The sequence below is a fragment of the Bradyrhizobium tropiciagri genome (genome assembly GCF_018130545.1).
Taxonomy (GTDB): Bacteria; Pseudomonadota; Alphaproteobacteria; order Rhizobiales; family Xanthobacteraceae; genus Bradyrhizobium; species Bradyrhizobium tropiciagri_A.
Window position 1 is genome coordinate 128629 of the sequence record NZ_JAFCKF010000008.1, and the last position, 14635, is coordinate 143263.

Sequence of the window (14635 nt, forward strand, 5' to 3'; positions counted from 1 at the left end):
GCCTTTAACGAACTTCCATGTCCTTCCAGCGTTCCTTTTCGCTGGTGGCCTGGAAGATCGATGCCTTTGCCAGTGCCTCGGCCTCCTTGGCCTGGGCGACTGCGGTGTCGAAATCACCAGCCTCACCGGCCTTTTTTGCGGCGGCGAGCGTCGAGGCCGTCGTGGTCCACTGGTTGCGCAGAGAGCCTGCTTCCTTGTTGGCGGCTTCAGCCGCGGCATAGGCCGCCTTGTAGTCGGCCTCGGAAGCGGCAAGGGCGGCGGGTGCGGTCGCGATCAGCAGGGCGGAAGCGGCGAAAATCGCTTTCATCACAGCGCTCATGGCCGTGCTCCCGGACCCGAAATCGGCAGCCCGTTGCTGACATAGGACAAATAATATTCGAGGTTGCGGTACTCGTCGTCCTGCGGATTGAGCGGCACGCCGCGGATCTGGCTGTTGCAGGTGGTGAAGCGGCGGCTGGTGGTGCCCATGCCCGACCATTCCGAGCGGTAGATCGGCATTGCGTTCAGGATGCCGAGCGCCGGCGCCAGCACCTCGGCGCGGATCCGCTCGCCCGGGCTCTGGATGTGGCAGGTGGCGCAGGAGAAATTGAGCTGGCCGCGGCGGGTGTAGAAATATTCCTTGCCCTTCTGGTAGGCCTCCAGCGCGCGCGGATCGTTCGGGATCTTGATGTCCATCGGCTTGCCGCGCGAGGTGAAGGCCATGTAGGCGGTCAGCGCCGCCATGTCGTCCTTCACATAGGAGAACGGCGCCTCGCCATTGGCCTCGCGGCAGCGGTTGAGCGCGAGCTCGAGCGTGACGACCTTGCCTTCCTTCTCGTCGAAATAGGGATAGTTCTGGCGGATGCCGATGCCCTTGTTCGGGAAGCAGTCGGCGTAAGTCTTGCCGTTCTTGAACGGCGTCGAGAACATTTCCTTGCCGGCTTCGAGCGAGAACTCGTAGGGCGGAAACTGCTCCTTCTCTTCCCACTGCTTATGCAGGTCCTCATTCATCGAATAGGGACCGTTGACGAAATCCTCGAGCTTCAGCTTGGGGAATTTGCTGGTGAAGAACTTCTGAAACGCGGCCTTGTCGGCAGCGGGATCGACGCTCTCGGCCGCGCGCGCGGCCGGCGCAAGCGCCAGCATGCCGAGCGCAAGCGTCGCGATTGCTACGAAGCGCCGCGTCATTGAATCTTCGCCGTGGTGGTGTCGGTCGCGCCCTTGTTGTCGACCCAGCTGACTTTCAGGTCGTCGCCCTTCTTGCCGCCCTTGAAGGCGAACTTGACGTAGGGGTCCTTCGACACGCCGCCGCCCCAGTCGGCGACGAATACCGGCTTGCCGTCATACTCGAAGGTCAGCACCTGGATGAAATGCGGCGGGATGATCTCGCCCTTGGCGTCCTTGACGAAGCCGGAATCCATCGGATGCTGGATCAGCGCCTGCACCTCGGTGGTGTCGCCGTTTGAGGTGGCGCGCACGCGAATGCTCGATGCCATCGCTTTTTTTCCTTTTTTAGCTCAGCCGCCGCAGCCGCCGACGGTGACCTTGATTTCCTTCTGGGCGCTGTAGAGCTTGCCGCCGGCCTCGACGATCACGGTGACGTTGCTGGTCTTGGCCATCTTGATGCGGTTGGCGACGCTCGGCAGCGTGCCGGCCGGAATCTTGTACGATGCGATCAGCGAGATCGGGTTCTCGCTCACCAGGAACGAGATCGAGGTGACGTCTGCCAGCGTCGTGGTGGCGGAGATCGGCACCACCGCGCCGTTCTCGGCGATCTCGGGCGCGTCCATCTTGACCTTGTCCGAGGGCTCGGCGGTCTTGCCGTAGAGCGCCTTGATCGCGTCGGCCTCGTTCTTCTGCTTGAACGCCTCTTCCGGATATTTGTCGTTGGCGGCGGCGAGCGCCTGCGGCACGTCGAACGGAATGACGCCAAGGCCGATCAGTGCGGCGACACCCGCGCCCTTCAGCAGCAGACGGCGCGTTCCGGAAAATTCGCTGGTCGTGATGTTCATCGAAAAACTCTCCTCAAGCGGTGCGGCGTCACAGCGTCTGCAGGAAGTCCACCACCGCGTTGATTTCCTTCTCGCTCAAAATCCGGTTTCGTCCGAACGGCGGCATCACGGTCTGCGGGTTGCGCTTGGTCTCGTCGGTCACGATCGCGATCAGCTCGTCGCGGCTGTATTTCGCCTTGAGGCCGGTCAACTCGGGGCCGATGCTGCCGGGCAGTTCGCCGCCCTTGATGACATGGCAGGTCAGGCAATTGCCCTTGCCGCGGTCAAAGGCGAGCTTTTGGCCCTCGGCGGCGGATTGGGCCTGCGCGGGCGCGGCCATGGCGATGCCTGCCAGCAGCGCCAGAACGAAGGCTGGCTTAACGAAAGTGGCGATCAAGGACGTTTCCCGGGCTTCAATCTCGATGATCCCATCGCAATATAAAGAGTGGAAAGCACAAAGGCCATCGGCTGGCAACACGGAGAATAGGCGCGTTGCGACGGGGTTAATGGAAGCGTGGCGGTCCGGAACTGGAGTGTCTCCTGCGCCTTCCATCTGTCATGTTGGTGCGGTTGAGTGCGGTTGAGGCGTAAGGAGAGCGCGGTGGCGGAGTTTGTGGTGGAGTTCGGCAAGGACGGCAGGCCGGTCGAGGCGGACGGGCGGCTCGACGCGGCAGCCTTCCACCGCAATCACCAGCCGATCTGGGCGGTGCTGAAGAATTACCTCGCCGGTCAGTCCGGCGACGTGCTGGAGGCCGGCAGCGGTACCGGCCAGCATGTCGTCTATTTCGCCGGCCAGACCCCCGACATCATCTGGTGGCCGAGCGACCTCCATGCCGCGCATCTGCGCAGCATCGAGGCCTGGCGTGCGCATGCCGGCCTTGCCAACATCCGGCCGCCGCAGCCGATCGATCTGTCCGATCCCGCCTGGTCGCCCGCGCCGTCGGACGGCAAAGATCCGGACAAACTGCTCGCGATCTTCTGCGCCAATGTGATCCACATCGCGCCGTGGCGCGTGGCCGAGGGCCTGTTCGCCGGCGCCTCCAGGCATCTGCGCGCCGATGGCCGGCTGTTCCTCTACGGCCCGTTCAAGCGCGGCGGCAAGCACACCGCGCTCAGCAATGCGGTGTTCGACACCTCGCTGCGCGAGCGCGACGCCGAATGGGGTGTGCGCGATATCGCCGATGTCGAGGCGCTTGCCGAGCTCGTCGGGTTGAAGCTCGGCGGCACGTTCGAGATGCCGGCCAACAACATGATCCTGATGTTTGTGCGGAAGGATGCGGGTGAAGCATGATCCGGAAACGTGCGAAGCGGTTTTTAAGAAGGATCATGCTAAAATAGGAAACTAGAGCGCGATGACGATTCAACCAAATCTCATCGCGCTCTAGTCGTAAGCCAGGCACCATCCGTCCCCGCGCAGCCAGCAATGCTCATCGGGAATCCCGGCATCGCAATAGAGCCGCGTCCTCCCGCGTGTTGTGTGATTTGACACACCAAGGTGTGTCAAATAGCATACATCAACGACGGAGGCCACAATGAAGAGACGGCTTTATCCGGCCGTGCTGGAGCGCGGTCCGCGCGGCACGTTCGGGGCATGGTTTCCGGATTTTCCGGGCTGCGTCGCCGGCGGCAAGTCGCAGGAGGAGGCGATCGAGCGCGCCGAGCATGCGCTGGCGCAGGCGATGGATGGTTGGGTCGAGCAGGGCCACGCGCTGCCGGAGCCGACGCCGATCGAGCGGATCGTTCCGCCGAAGGGCTCTGACGTTGCCGCCTTCTTCATGGTCGGCGTCGATCCGCCCGATCCATCCGAGCGCGTGAATGTCTATTTGCCGAAAAGCCTGATCACACGGATCGACAAGCGTGCGGCCGAGCTCGGCATGAGCCGTTCGAGCTTCTTCGGCTTTGCGAGCTCGCTCGCGCTCGAATGGCCGGGCGGCTATCCGCGCGGCGCCCCGATCGCGCCGCGCTCCAAGGTGCACAAGACCGGCGCGCTGCGCGCCGAGAAACGGCCGGGCAAGAAGCCGGTGCGGTGATGGTTGTGCGTCGGAATACACTGATGTCGTCCTGGCGAAGGCCAGGACCCATTACCCCAGATGGTGATTGTTGAACGTAGCTGGGGCCGCGCTCCCCTCTCACAACATGATTCGGTGGTTATGGGTCCTGGCCTTCGCCATGACGACGCCGGAGTATGAGTCTTCGATCAGCCCCACCCTCGTGCGCCTCCCGCATGGCCTACGTCCGTTTGCGCCGGTTGATCGGCCTGCACCCGCTCTCCATAGTGTCCACGATTTGGAGGCTCCCGCCGGGGCTTCAGTGCGGGACCACCGATGATCGATGTGACGGCTGTGGATGAAACCAGCGATGACGCGCGGGCGCGCAGCAATGTATGGCGGCTTGCGGCGGCGCAGGCGCTGACCGGCGCCAATTCGGCCGTGATCTTCGCCACCGGCTCGATCGTCGGCGCGACGCTGGCGCCTGATGTCTCGCTCGCGACGGTGCCGCTCTCGATGTATGTGCTCGGGATGGCCGCCGGCACGCTGCCGACCGGCGCGATCTCGCGCGCCTATGGACGGCGCGTCGCCTTCATCGTCGGCACCTTCTGCGGCACGCTCACCGGCGCGCTCGGTGCCTGGGCGATCCTGCATTCATCGTTCTGGCTGTTCTGCGGCGCGACCTTCCTCGGCGGGCTCTACGGCGCCGTCGCGCAGTCCTATCGCTTTGCGGCGGCCGATGGCGCCAGCGTCGCGTTCCGGCCCAAGGCGGTGTCCTGGGTGATGGCCGGCGGCGTGTTCGCCGGCGTGCTCGGACCGCAGCTCGTGCAATGGACCATGGACATCTGGCCGCCCTATCTGTTCGCGTTCTCTTTCGTGATGCAGGCGCTGGTCGCGCTGGTGGCGATGGCTGTGCTGTCGGGCGTCGACGCGCCAAAGCCTGCGGCGGCGGACCTGCATGGCGGCCGTCCCCTGCTCGAGATCGCCAAACAGCCGCGCTTCATTGCAGCGGCGCTGTGCGGCGTGATCGCCTATCCGATGATGAATCTGGTGATGACCTCGGCACCGCTCGCGATGAAGATGTGCGGGCTCACGGTCAGCGATTCCAATTTCGGCATCCAGTGGCACATCGTGGCGATGTATGGCCCGAGCTTCTTCACCGGCTCGCTGATCGCTCGCTTCGGCGCGCCCGCCATCGTCGCGCTCGGGCTGACGCTGGAAGCGGTCGCCGCGATGATCGGGCTGTCCGGCATCACCGCGCCGCACTTCTGGGCGACGCTGTTCGTGCTCGGGATCGGCTGGAATTTTGCGTTCGTCGGCGCCTCTGCGCTGGTGCTGGAAACGCACCGGCCGCAGGAACGCAACAAGGTGCAGGCGTTCAACGATTTCCTCGTCTTCGGCATGATGGCGATCGGCTCGTTCTCGTCCGGCCAGCTGCTCGCGCATTACGGCTGGAACGCCGTCAACATGGTGGTGTTTCCGCCGGTGCTGCTCGGGCTTGCCGTGCTGTCGCTGGCCTCGTTCGCCAGGCGGCGGGCGAAATTGCGCGCGGTGGAAGAAATCCCGGGTTCCAGCATCTAGGCATGTTCCGGGAAGTGTGGCGTGGTTTTCCGGAAGAACGCGCCCAAAAGAGTTTCCTGCTGCCAGTTGCTGACACTTCGATCCGTTTCGAAGTGAATGGCTTGCACGGCTCTTTACATCGTGGGAACGGATCAATCCGGCCCTGACGATGTGAGAAGCAAGAGCAACAAATGGACGCATCCTCGCCCACACAAGCAGACGAATCCTCGGTCGGTTATGAAGGCTGGCGCATCGTCGCCGTCTGCTTCCTGCTTGCGACCTTCGGCTGGGGACTGGGCTTCTACGGACAGAGCGTCTATGTCGCCGAGCTGCAGCGGCTGCACGGCTGGCCGGCGTCGCTGATCTCGTCCGGCACCACCTTCTTCTATCTGTTCGGCGCGGCGCTGGTCGCCTTCGTCAGCGAGGCGATCAAGGCGTTCGGCGCGCGCAGCTGCCTGATCGCCGGCACCCTGGCGATGGCGGTCGCAGCGGTCGCGATCGGCGAGGTGCGCGCGCCCTGGCAGCTCTATCTCGCCGATGCGCTGCTGGCGTTCGGCTGGGCCGGCACCAGCCTCGGCATCATCACCAACACGCTCGGCCTGTGGTTCGACAAGAAGCGCGGCATGGCAATCAGCCTGGCGCTGAACGGCGCGAGCTTCGGCGGCATCGTCGGCGTGCCGCTATTGGTCGCGGGCATCGGCGCGTTCGGCTTCTCCGGCGCGATGATCGCGGCCGCGGTGCTGCTGGTCGTGGTGATGGTGCCGGTCATCCTGATCTTCGTCGGACGGCCGCCGGTGCATCTGCACGCGGTGACCTCTGCGGCGGCCGACGCCCCGTCAGCGACCCAGGTACGCGCCAATGCGCTGCGCGATCTCCGCTTCCTCTCGGTCTCGATCGCCTTCGCGCTGGTGCTGTTCGCCCAGGTCGGCTTCATCGTCCACTTGATCGCCTACCTCGACCAGGTGATCGGCCGCGAGCGGGCGACGGTGGCGATGGCGCTGCTGACCGCGATGGCTGTGGTCGGCCGCGTCTCGTTTTCCTTCGTGATCGACCGGCTCAACCAGCGGCTGGCGTCGGCGCTGTCCTTTGTCAGCCAGGCGATCGCACTCGCGCTCATCATCAATGTGCACAATGATTTCGTGCAGATCGCCGCCTGCGCATTGTTCGGCTTCTCGGTCGGCAATCTGATCACGCTGCCGGCGCTGATCGTGCAGCGCGAATTCGATCCGCGCGCGTTCGGCGTGCTGGTCAGCCTGATCACCGCGATCAACCAGATCACCTACGCCTTCGGGCCCGGCGTGATCGGGCTGCTGCACGATCTCTCCGGCAGCTACGCGCTGCCGTTCTATGGCTGCATCGGGCTGGAGCTGATCGCGGCGGCGACGATCATGACGAAAGGGAAGTAGCCCGGAAGCGAGGCGGCATCCCGCCTACGATTTGCGGCGTGACTTCCTGGCCCTCTTCGGTTCGCCGATCTTGCCGGCCGCCGCGGCCCGTAGCAGGCGTCGGAAGGTCGGGCATTCCATGTGGCTCGGTGCCGGGCAGACGGCGGCGTGGCGCAGGCCGTCACGCATCGCGTTGAGCCTGCGGATGGTGCGGTCGAGCTCGTCGGCCTTGGTGGCAAGCATTTTCCGGTCAATGCGCGGTCTTCCATCGGGCGCGAACATTCGCCCGATCTCGTCGAGCGAGAAGCCGGAGGCGCGCCCGAGTGCGATCAGCGCCAGCCGGTCCAGCACGCCCGGATCGAACAGCCGGCGCAGCCCGCGCCGGCCGTGCGAGGCGATCAGGCCTTTTTCCTCGTAGAAGCGCAAGGTCGAAGCGCGAACGCCCGACAGCTCCGCCACCTCCGCGATGTCGATGTCCCGCATGGTCCTTGACCTCAAGTTCACTTGAACTGGCAGTGTGCAGCCTACCGCTTGCGCCAGGCAAGCATCAAGGCAACCGGCAAGGCAACAAGGACGAGATCATGCGCATCGCACCGCAGGCCGAGGACGAGCAGGGCAAACTCTGGAACGGCGCCGCCGGCCGTGCCTGGGTCGAGACACGCGACGTGCTCGAGGGGATGTTCAGGCCGCTTGAGGAGCTGCTGGTTCAGGCGGTGTTCGATGCCGCGGCCAGCCGTGTGCTCGACATTGGCTGCGGCACAGGCGCCACGACGTTCGCTGCGGCTCGAACGCTGGGCCCGCAGGGGCATTGCACTGGCATCGACATCTCCGAACCGATGATCGCAGCGGCGCGCGCCCGCGCGGAGCGGGAAGGGCGGCCGGCCAGCTTCATCTGCGCCGACGCGCAGACCTACCCGTTCACGCCCGCGAGCTTCGACATGATCATCTCGCGTCTCGGCGTGATGTTCTTTGCTGATCCAGGGCGGGCTTTCGCCAATCTACGCCGCGCGGCCCGCCCGGGTGCTGCGCTCCGCTTGATCGTGTGGCGAGGTGCCGCCGAGAATCCATTCATGACGACCGCGGAACAGGCGGCAAAGCCGTTGCTGCCGAATCTTCCGGCGCGGCGTCCCGATGCACCGGGGCAGTTCGGCTTTGCGGACCGAACGCGGGTCGAAAGCATCTTGGAGGACGGCGGCTGGGACAAGATCGCGATCGAGCCGGTCGACGCCGCGCTCAGCTTTCCGGTGTCGGAGCTGACCCGCTATGTGAGCTGGCTCGGCCCGGTCGGCGTGATGCTGCAGGGGATGCAAGAGCCGCTTCGCACGCGAGTGATCGAGACCGTCTGCGGTGCCTTCGATCGCTATATCCACGGGAACGAAATTCGTTTCACCGCGGCCTGCTGGATGGTCGCGGCACGAGCGCCGGCGGAGGCTGCACATGGCTGACGCCGTGGACTATCTCGCGAGCGCCGTGCTGATCGGGACCGGCGCGACCATCGCGATGGACATCTGGGGGATCATCCGCAGGCGCCTGCTCGGCATCCCGTCGCTGGACTATGCTTTGGTCGGTCGCTGGCTCGGCCATCTCTTATCCGGGCGCCTGCGCCACGACCGCATCGCCGCGTCACCACCGGTTGCGGGTGAGCGCGTGATCGGTTGGGCCGCGCATTATCTGATCGGAATCGGGTTTGCCGGCGTGCTGCTTGCGATCTTCGGCCTCGATTGGGTGCGGCAGCCCACCATCGGACCGGCGCTGATGGTCGGGATCGGCAGCGTGGCCGCGCCATTCCTGGTGATGCAGCCCGCGATGGGCGCCGGCCTAGCCGCGAGCCGCACGCCCGATCCGTGGGCAGCGCGGCTGCAGAGCCTCGTGACGCATGCGGTGTTTGGCATTGGGCTCTACGCGGCCGGCTGGCTCGGGCGCGCGTGGCTGCGCTTGTAGGGGGGCGCGTAGTCCGCGTTACGGAATTACGTCGCCCGCTGCTTCAGCAAATCCTCGAGATCCAGCCGCCGCGTGAACATCGAAAGCTTGCCGTCGGCGCCGCGCGGCCATTCGGCTTCGGGCCGGTCCCAATACAGCTCGACGCCGTTCTCGTCGGGATCGCGCAAATACAGCGCCTGGCTGACGCCGTGGTCGCTGGCGCCGTCGAGCTGGATGCCGGCCGAGATCACCCGGTGCAGCGCGTCGGCGAGCGCCGGGCGGGTCGGGTAGAGGATGGCGGTGTGGAACAGGCCGGTGGTACCGGGCGGCGGCGGCCGTCCGCCCTTGCTCTCCCAGGTGTTGAGGCCGATGTGGTGGTGATAGCCGCCGACCGAGATGAAGGCCGCGTCCGCGCCCATCCGCTGCTGCAGTTCGAAGCCGAGCACGCCGCAATAGAAGCCGAGCGCGCGCTCGAGATCGGCCACCTTGAGGTGGACATGCCCGATCCGGGTGCCAGCAATGATGGGAGGATTTTGCGCCATAGTCCGGCTCCGATCGGGTCAGCGCCCTGCGTTACGGGCAAGGCTTCTGCCGTTGATATAGTCCGGATTTGCCGAACGCGGAGCGACCGATCCGGAAACGCAAGGTTTCCGAAAGGCGCCCCGGTCCGCCTGACCTAGCAGAGCTCCGACAGCTCGCCGCCGGGCAGCTGGAACTCGAACGTGTTCAGCGTCATCGACACCATGGTGTAGTAGCCGCACAGGCCGATCACCTCGACCAGGCCGCGCTGGCTCAGCACCTCGACCGCCTCGTCATACAGTGCCTTCGGCAGGCCGTGACCTTCATGCAGTGCCTTGGCGACGTCGTAGATCACCCTGGCCTTGGGATCGTCGAAGGTCGGCGTCCGGCGCACGCGAATGTCCTCGATGATCTTCGGATCAAGCCCGCCCTTCAGCGCGAGGCGCTTGTGGGCATACCATTCGTAATGCGCAGTCCAGTGCCGCGCGGTGACCAGGATCGCGATCTCCGACAGCTTGGGCGGAAAGATCGTGTCGAAGCGCAGCACCTCGCCCAGCCGCGTGGCATGCCGTGCCATCTCGGGGCTGTTCAGCCAGGCCATCATCGGCGCCGGTGGCGCGCCGCGCTTGCCGGCGATCGACTCGTCGTAGGTTTCTTTCTGGGCGGCGTTCATTTCGCTAGGCGAAAGCAGCTTCAGCCGCATGACCGTTTCCTCTTGTTTTTCAATCGTTACCCCATCTCGGCGATACACCCGATCGCGCAAGGTGAGTAGCGACGCCAGAGCATGGCGCGGCCGCGAGGCATATTGAATTCGGCGGCGGCGTAGGTCTAAGGTCGAATCCAATTCGTCGAATTTGACTGGAAACGCACCATGGCTGACCTCGAGAAATTCCGCGCAGAGACCCGCGCCTGGCTGGAGCAGAACTGCCCGGCTGAGATGCGCAAGCCGATGACCTCGGATGGCGACACCTTCTGGGGTGGCCGCAACACGAAATTCTCGTCCGAGGCGCAGCGCGTCTGGTTCGAGCGGATGCGCGACAAGGGCTGGACCGTGCCGCATTGGCCGAAGGAGTATGGCGGCGGAGGCCTCGACGGCGAGGAGGCCAAGATCGTGCGCCAGGAGATGGCGGCGATCGGCGCGCGCCAGCCGCTGACCTCGTTCGGCATCTCGATGCTCGGACCGGCGCTTTTGAAATACGGCACCGAGGAGCAGAAGAAGGAGCATCTGCCGAAGATCACCGCGGGCCTGATCCGCTGGTGCCAGGGCTATTCCGAGCCGAACGCCGGCTCCGACCTCGCTTCGCTGCAGACCCGCGCGGTCGGCGACGGCGACGACTACATCATCAACGGCCAGAAGATCTGGACCTCCTACGCCAACTATGCCGACTGGATCTTCTGCCTGGTGCGCACCGATCCGGCGGCGAAGAAGCACGACGGCATCAGCTTCATCCTGTTCGACATGGCCTCGAAGGGCGTGTCGACCAAGCCGATCCTGCTGATCTCCGGCTATTCGCCGTTCTGCGAAACCTTCTTCGACAATGTCCGGGTGCCGAAGTCGCATGTGGTGGGCACCGTCAATCGCGGCTGGGATGTCGCGAAGTACCTGCTGCAGCATGAGCGCGCGATGATCTCGGGCATGGGCGAGCGCGGCGTCGGCCGTCCGCTCGGCCAGATCGCCGCCGACTCGGTCGGTGCGGATGCGCAAGGCAAGCTCGACGACGCGCAGCTGCGCAGCCAGATCGCGAACTTCGAGGTCGATGAGGCGGCGCTCGCCGCCGCCGCCGAGCGCGCGGTCGATCTCGCCAAGGCCGGGCAGTCGCATCCGGCGTTCTCCTCGGCGATGAAATATTACGGCACCGAGCTCAACAAGCGGCGCTACGAGATCCTGATGTCGGCCGGCGGCATCGATGCGCTGGAGTGGGAGAGCGACCGCTCCAGGGGCGGCGCCCGTCCGCGCGCCTGGCTGCGCACCAAGGCCAACTCGATCGAGGGCGGCACCTCGGAGGTGATGCTCGGCATCGTCGCCAAGCGCATCCTCGATCTGCCGGGCGCGTGACGCACCGTTTCACCACGCGTCATTCCGGGACGGCCCGAAGGGCCAGGCCCGGAATCCATAACCACGATCGGGAGTATGGATTCCGGGCTTGCGACGATGTCGCGCCCCGGAATGACGAACTCAACATCGACCGAATTTGAATTATCGAAGAGCGGAATTAATCCATGGCCCTCGTCCTCACCGAAGAACAATCCATGCTGCGCGACAGTGCGCGCGGTCTCATCAGCGACAAGGCGCCGGTGGCGCATCTGCGCGGCCTGCGCGATGCCAAGGACACCATCGGCTTCTCGCGCGAGCTCTGGAAGACGTTTGCCGAGATGGGCTTCTCCGGGCTGCTGGTACCGGACCAGTTCGGCGGCAGCGGCCTCGGCTGCGTCGAGGCCGGCATCGTCATGGAGGAGATCGGCCGCACTTTGATGCCGTCGCCGTTCCTTGCGACCTCGGTGCTTGCCGCATCGGCGCTGACGCGCGGCGGCAGCGAGGCGCAGAAGGCGCAGCATCTTCCGAAAATCGCCGACGGCTCGCTGCTGGCGGCGCTCGCGATCGATGAGGGCGCCAAGCATCGCCCGCTGCAGACCAAGTTGCAGGCCACGCGCGCCGGCAACGGCTTCAAGCTGTCGGGCGACAAGGCTTTCGTGGTCGACGGCCACACCGCCGATCTGCTGATCGTCGCGGCGCGCTCGGCGGGAAGCGCCGGCGACAAGAACGGGCTGACGCTGTTCCTGGTCGATCCCAGGGCGAAGGGGCTCACGGTCGAACGCACCGCGATGGTCGATTCGCACAACGCGGCGCGCATCGTGTTCGAGAATGTCGAGGTCAATGCCGATCATGTGCTCGGCGAGGTCGATCAGGGCTTTGCGCTGCTCGAGGGCGTGCTCAATATCGGCCGCGGCGCGGTGGCGTCCGAAATGGTCGGCCTCTCGGATGAGGTGTTCGGCCGGACCGTGACGTATCTCAAGGAGCGCAAGCAGTTCGGCAAGGCGATCGGCGAATTCCAGGCGCTGCAGCACCGCGCCGCCGAACTCTACATCGATATCGAGATCACCCGCGCCGCGGTGCTGAAGGCGCTGCAGGCGCTCGATACCGACACCGCGAAGGCCGCCACTGCGGTCTCGGTGGCCAAGGCGCGCGCCGGCACCACCGCGACGCGCGCCGTGCAGGAAGGCGTGCAGATGCACGGCGGCATGGGCATGACCGACCAGTTCGACATCGGCTTCTTCATGAAGCGCGCCCGGGTCTGCCAGGAGCTGTTCGGCGACAGCAATTTCCACACCGACCAGCTGGCGAGCGGCAAGGGATACTAGCCGTCGCGTCGCCGTCGCCGCGCAACAAACTGTCATCGCCCGGCGCGACCGGGCGATCCAGTATTCCAGAGACGATTGTTATTGAGCGGAGAGGCCGCGGCGTACTGTCATCACCCGCTTTCGCGGGTGATGACAGTTGAGTGGTGCGGTAGCGACGGTGATCTAGGCAGCGATCACCGGATCGGCGGTGCGTACTGCACGCCGCCGGCGTTCCAGAGCTGGTTCATGCCGCGTGGAATCTTCAGCTTGGAATCGGCGCCGACGTTGCGGTCATAGACCTCGCCGTAATTGCCGACATGCTTGATGATACGCACCGCCCAGTCCTTGGTCAGGCCGAGATCCTCGCCATAGGAACCTTCGGTGCCGACCAGCCGCATCACTTCCGGCTTCTTCGACTTCAGCGCCTCGTCGATGTTCTTCGAGGTGATGCCAAGCTCCTCGGCGTTGATCATGGCGTAAAGCGTCCACTTCACGATCATCATCCAGTCGTCGTCGCGCTGCCGCACCACCGGGGCCAGCGGCTCCTTGGAGATGATGTCTGCCAGGATCATGTGATCGCCCGGCTTGGAAAGGTTGAGCCGCAGCGCATAGAGCTGCGAGGCGTCCGAGGTCAGCGTGTCGCACTGGCCGCTGTCATAGGCCTTCACGACATCGTCGAGCTTGTCGAACTTCATCTCCGTGTACTTCATGTTGTTGGCACGGAAATAGTCGGCGAGGTTGAGCTGCGTCGTGGTGTTGGACTGCACGCAGACCTTGCTGCCGTTCAGGTCGAGCGCGGAATCGATGTTGCGCGAGCGCGGGATCATGAAGCCCTGGCCGTCATAGTAGGCGACCGCCGGGAAATAGAGATCGTAATTGACCTCGCGCGACATGCTCCAAGTGGAGTTGCGCGACAGGATGTCGACCTTGCGGTTCTGCAGCTCCTTGAAGCGCTCGCTGGCGTCGAGCGGAACGAACTTCGCCTTGGTCGGATCGTCGAAGATCGCCGAGGCGACCGCGCGGCAGAAGTCGACGTCGAAGCCGGTCCAGTTGCCCTTGTCGTCCGGGATCGAGAAGCCCGGCAGGCCCTTGTTGACGCCGCACAGCACCTCGCCGCGGCGGACGGTGCGCTTCAGCGTGCGGGTGTCATAGCGCTCATAGGTGATGGCGGCGGCCGCAATCAGCGCGGCGACCGCGAGCCCGATCGTCAGGCCGCCTCGAAATGTACGCATGGGTTCTCTCTCGCGAATGATCGGGGGAAAATCAGGTCGGATATCGAAGGCGGGTAGAGATTAGAAATCAGAGTTCAGGCTTCTGCCGGATGATCACCTTGGTGCCGACGGGAACGCGGTTGTAGAGATCGGCGACGTCGGCATTGACCAGGCGGAAGCAGCCGGACGAGATCGCGGTGCCGATGGTGTCGGGCCGGTTGGTGCCGTGGATGCGATACACCGTGGTCCCGAGATACATTGCGCGTGCGCCGAGCGGATTGCCCGGGCCGCCCGCCATGAAGCGCGGCAGATAGGGTTGGCGCGCGATCATTTCCGGCGGCGGGGTCCAATCCGGCCACTCGGCCTTGCGGGTGATGGTCACCAGCCCCTGCCACTGGAAGCCGTCGCGGCCGACGCCGATGCCGTAGCGCAGCGCGCGGCCATTGCCTTGCACGAGGTAGAGATGGCGTTCGGCGGTGGAGACGATGATGGTGCCCGGCGCCTCATTGGTCCGGTAATACACGACCTGCTTCTGCCATTCCGGGTCGAGCTGGTAGCTGTCGTCGGCGATCAGGCCGGGCTCGTCGGCGTCGGGGCGGCTCTGGGCGAAGCCCTGCGACGTCGACAGCACGAGCGCGCCCGTGGCGATCAACATCCAGACCAGGTGACGAAGTTTCGTCATGCAAAGCTCTCCTTGTTGGCGCGCAGCCAATGGTTGCTCCACCCAAATCACGGGAACATCA

At 65.0% G+C, this 14635-nt stretch carries 18 protein-coding genes; 8 read left to right on the forward strand and 10 right to left on the reverse strand.

Annotation, left to right across the window (positions count from 1 at the left end):
* Nucleotides 1–4 precede the first annotated feature (4 nt).
* The 5 genes from JQ616_RS30555 to soxX are packed head-to-tail and all read right to left on the reverse strand — an operon-like array spanning nucleotide 5 to nucleotide 2310.
* Entirely contained in the window at nucleotides 5–319 is a 315-nt protein-coding gene (locus tag JQ616_RS30555; RefSeq protein ID WP_212021157.1) for a hypothetical protein, read from the reverse strand.
* Nucleotides 316–1125, reverse strand: coding sequence for a sulfur oxidation c-type cytochrome SoxA (gene soxA / locus JQ616_RS30560; protein ID WP_249137519.1), 810 nt, complete (start codon nucleotides 1123–1125; stop codon nucleotides 316–318). The genes JQ616_RS30555 and soxA overlap by 4 nt, the downstream gene beginning before the upstream one ends.
* A gap of 38 nt (nucleotides 1126–1163) precedes the next feature.
* Nucleotides 1164–1475 carry a thiosulfate oxidation carrier complex protein SoxZ gene (soxZ, locus tag JQ616_RS30565; protein ID WP_050419904.1) on the reverse strand — a complete coding sequence of 104 codons (312 nt, stop codon included), beginning with the start codon at nucleotides 1473–1475 and terminating at the stop codon, nucleotides 1164–1166.
* A gap of 21 nt (nucleotides 1476–1496) precedes the next feature.
* A complete protein-coding gene (soxY, locus tag JQ616_RS30570) occupies nucleotides 1497–1991 on the reverse strand; it encodes a thiosulfate oxidation carrier protein SoxY (protein WP_212021159.1) in 495 nt (164 codons plus the stop codon).
* 28 nt (nucleotides 1992–2019) lie between these two features.
* Nucleotides 2020–2310, reverse strand: coding sequence for a sulfur oxidation c-type cytochrome SoxX (soxX, locus tag JQ616_RS30575; protein ID WP_212021678.1), 291 nt, complete (start codon nucleotides 2308–2310; stop codon nucleotides 2020–2022).
* Between the two features lie 261 nt (nucleotides 2311–2571).
* Between soxX and JQ616_RS30580 the strand changes: the two genes are divergently transcribed.
* From JQ616_RS30580 to JQ616_RS30595, 4 genes are all read left to right on the forward strand, one after another.
* Nucleotides 2572–3261 (forward strand): DUF938 domain-containing protein, encoded by a 690-nt coding sequence (locus JQ616_RS30580; protein ID WP_212021160.1) that lies wholly within the window; start codon nucleotides 2572–2574, stop codon nucleotides 3259–3261.
* A 241-nt stretch (nucleotides 3262–3502) separates the two neighbouring features.
* Entirely contained in the window at nucleotides 3503–4000 is a 498-nt protein-coding gene (locus tag JQ616_RS30585; protein ID WP_212021161.1) for a type II toxin-antitoxin system HicB family antitoxin, read from the forward strand.
* A gap of 294 nt (nucleotides 4001–4294) precedes the next feature.
* A complete protein-coding gene (locus JQ616_RS30590; RefSeq protein ID WP_212021163.1) occupies nucleotides 4295–5539 on the forward strand; it encodes an MFS transporter in 1245 nt (414 codons plus the stop codon).
* A 170-nt stretch (nucleotides 5540–5709) separates the two neighbouring features.
* Complete coding sequence (locus JQ616_RS30595) at nucleotides 5710–6924, forward strand: MFS transporter (protein ID WP_212021165.1); 1215 nt, start codon at nucleotides 5710–5712, stop codon at nucleotides 6922–6924.
* Between the two features lie 24 nt (nucleotides 6925–6948).
* On the opposite strand, the gene JQ616_RS30600 is transcribed toward JQ616_RS30595, so the two are convergent.
* Nucleotides 6949–7386 (reverse strand): helix-turn-helix domain-containing protein, encoded by a 438-nt coding sequence (locus tag JQ616_RS30600; RefSeq protein ID WP_212021167.1) that lies wholly within the window; start codon nucleotides 7384–7386, stop codon nucleotides 6949–6951.
* Nucleotides 7387–7484: 98 nt separating this feature from the next.
* Here JQ616_RS30600 and JQ616_RS30605 point away from each other — a divergent pair, with 98 nt between their 5' ends.
* Together JQ616_RS30605 and JQ616_RS30610 are read left to right on the forward strand one after the other, a co-directional pair.
* Nucleotides 7485–8348 carry a class I SAM-dependent methyltransferase gene (locus tag JQ616_RS30605; protein ID WP_212021168.1) on the forward strand — a complete coding sequence of 288 codons (864 nt, stop codon included), beginning with the start codon at nucleotides 7485–7487 and terminating at the stop codon, nucleotides 8346–8348.
* Nucleotides 8341–8844, forward strand: coding sequence for a DUF2938 domain-containing protein (locus JQ616_RS30610; RefSeq protein WP_212021170.1), 504 nt, complete (start codon nucleotides 8341–8343; stop codon nucleotides 8842–8844). Before JQ616_RS30605 ends, JQ616_RS30610 begins: the two co-directional genes overlap by 8 nt.
* A 26-nt stretch (nucleotides 8845–8870) precedes the next feature.
* Here the strand turns inward: JQ616_RS30610 and JQ616_RS30615 are convergent, their stop codons facing one another.
* Both JQ616_RS30615 and JQ616_RS30620 read right to left on the reverse strand, forming a co-directional pair.
* Entirely contained in the window at nucleotides 8871–9365 is a 495-nt protein-coding gene (locus tag JQ616_RS30615; RefSeq protein ID WP_212021172.1) for a VOC family protein, read from the reverse strand.
* Between the two features lie 134 nt (nucleotides 9366–9499).
* Entirely contained in the window at nucleotides 9500–10045 is a 546-nt protein-coding gene (locus JQ616_RS30620) for a carboxymuconolactone decarboxylase family protein (RefSeq protein WP_038385649.1), read from the reverse strand.
* 168 nt (nucleotides 10046–10213) lie between these two features.
* Here JQ616_RS30620 and JQ616_RS30625 point away from each other — a divergent pair, with 168 nt between their 5' ends.
* Together JQ616_RS30625 and JQ616_RS30630 are read left to right on the forward strand one after the other, a co-directional pair.
* Nucleotides 10214–11398, forward strand: coding sequence for an acyl-CoA dehydrogenase family protein (locus JQ616_RS30625; RefSeq protein WP_212021174.1), 1185 nt, complete (start codon nucleotides 10214–10216; stop codon nucleotides 11396–11398).
* 164 nt (nucleotides 11399–11562) lie between these two features.
* Entirely contained in the window at nucleotides 11563–12702 is a 1140-nt protein-coding gene (locus JQ616_RS30630; protein WP_212021176.1) for an acyl-CoA dehydrogenase family protein, read from the forward strand.
* A 173-nt stretch (nucleotides 12703–12875) separates the two neighbouring features.
* On the opposite strand, the gene JQ616_RS30635 is transcribed toward JQ616_RS30630, so the two are convergent.
* Both JQ616_RS30635 and JQ616_RS30640 read right to left on the reverse strand, forming a co-directional pair.
* Nucleotides 12876–13913: an amino acid ABC transporter substrate-binding protein gene (locus tag JQ616_RS30635; protein ID WP_212021178.1), complete on the reverse strand. Its 1038-nt coding sequence runs from the start codon at nucleotides 13911–13913 to the stop codon at nucleotides 12876–12878.
* A gap of 67 nt (nucleotides 13914–13980) precedes the next feature.
* Nucleotides 13981–14574 carry a L,D-transpeptidase gene (locus JQ616_RS30640; protein WP_212021180.1) on the reverse strand — a complete coding sequence of 198 codons (594 nt, stop codon included), beginning with the start codon at nucleotides 14572–14574 and terminating at the stop codon, nucleotides 13981–13983.
* Nucleotides 14575–14635: the final 61 nt, after the last annotated feature.

Bases quoted from the DNA above. Each gene is read 5' to 3' on its own strand.
- JQ616_RS30555 (WP_212021157.1), bottom strand. From the start codon at position 319: ATGAGCGCTGTGATGAAAGCGATTTTCGCCGCTTCCGCCCTGCTGATC.
- soxA (WP_249137519.1), bottom strand. From the start codon at position 1,125: ATGCTGGCGCTTGCGCCGGCCGCGCGCGCGGCCGAGAGCGTCGATCCC.
- soxZ (WP_050419904.1), bottom strand. From the start codon at position 1,475: ATGGCATCGAGCATTCGCGTGCGCGCCACCTCAAACGGCGACACCACC.
- soxY (WP_212021159.1), bottom strand. From the start codon at position 1,991: ATGAACATCACGACCAGCGAATTTTCCGGAACGCGCCGTCTGCTGCTG.
- soxX (WP_212021678.1), bottom strand. From the start codon at position 2,310: ATGGCCGCGCCCGCGCAGGCCCAATCCGCCGCCGAGGGCCAAAAGCTC.
- JQ616_RS30585 (WP_212021161.1), top strand. From the start codon at position 3,503: ATGAAGAGACGGCTTTATCCGGCCGTGCTGGAGCGCGGTCCGCGCGGC.
- JQ616_RS30590 (WP_212021163.1), top strand. From the start codon at position 4,295: ATGATCGATGTGACGGCTGTGGATGAAACCAGCGATGACGCGCGGGCG.
- JQ616_RS30595 (WP_212021165.1), top strand. From the start codon at position 5,710: ATGGACGCATCCTCGCCCACACAAGCAGACGAATCCTCGGTCGGTTAT.
- JQ616_RS30600 (WP_212021167.1), bottom strand. From the start codon at position 7,386: ATGCGGGACATCGACATCGCGGAGGTGGCGGAGCTGTCGGGCGTTCGC.
- JQ616_RS30605 (WP_212021168.1), top strand. From the start codon at position 7,485: ATGCGCATCGCACCGCAGGCCGAGGACGAGCAGGGCAAACTCTGGAAC.
- JQ616_RS30610 (WP_212021170.1), top strand. From the start codon at position 8,341: ATGGCTGACGCCGTGGACTATCTCGCGAGCGCCGTGCTGATCGGGACC.
- JQ616_RS30615 (WP_212021172.1), bottom strand. From the start codon at position 9,365: ATGGCGCAAAATCCTCCCATCATTGCTGGCACCCGGATCGGGCATGTC.
- JQ616_RS30620 (WP_038385649.1), bottom strand. From the start codon at position 10,045: ATGCGGCTGAAGCTGCTTTCGCCTAGCGAAATGAACGCCGCCCAGAAA.
- JQ616_RS30625 (WP_212021174.1), top strand. From the start codon at position 10,214: ATGGCTGACCTCGAGAAATTCCGCGCAGAGACCCGCGCCTGGCTGGAG.
- JQ616_RS30630 (WP_212021176.1), top strand. From the start codon at position 11,563: ATGGCCCTCGTCCTCACCGAAGAACAATCCATGCTGCGCGACAGTGCG.
- JQ616_RS30635 (WP_212021178.1), bottom strand. From the start codon at position 13,913: ATGCGTACATTTCGAGGCGGCCTGACGATCGGGCTCGCGGTCGCCGCG.
- JQ616_RS30640 (WP_212021180.1), bottom strand. From the start codon at position 14,574: ATGACGAAACTTCGTCACCTGGTCTGGATGTTGATCGCCACGGGCGCG.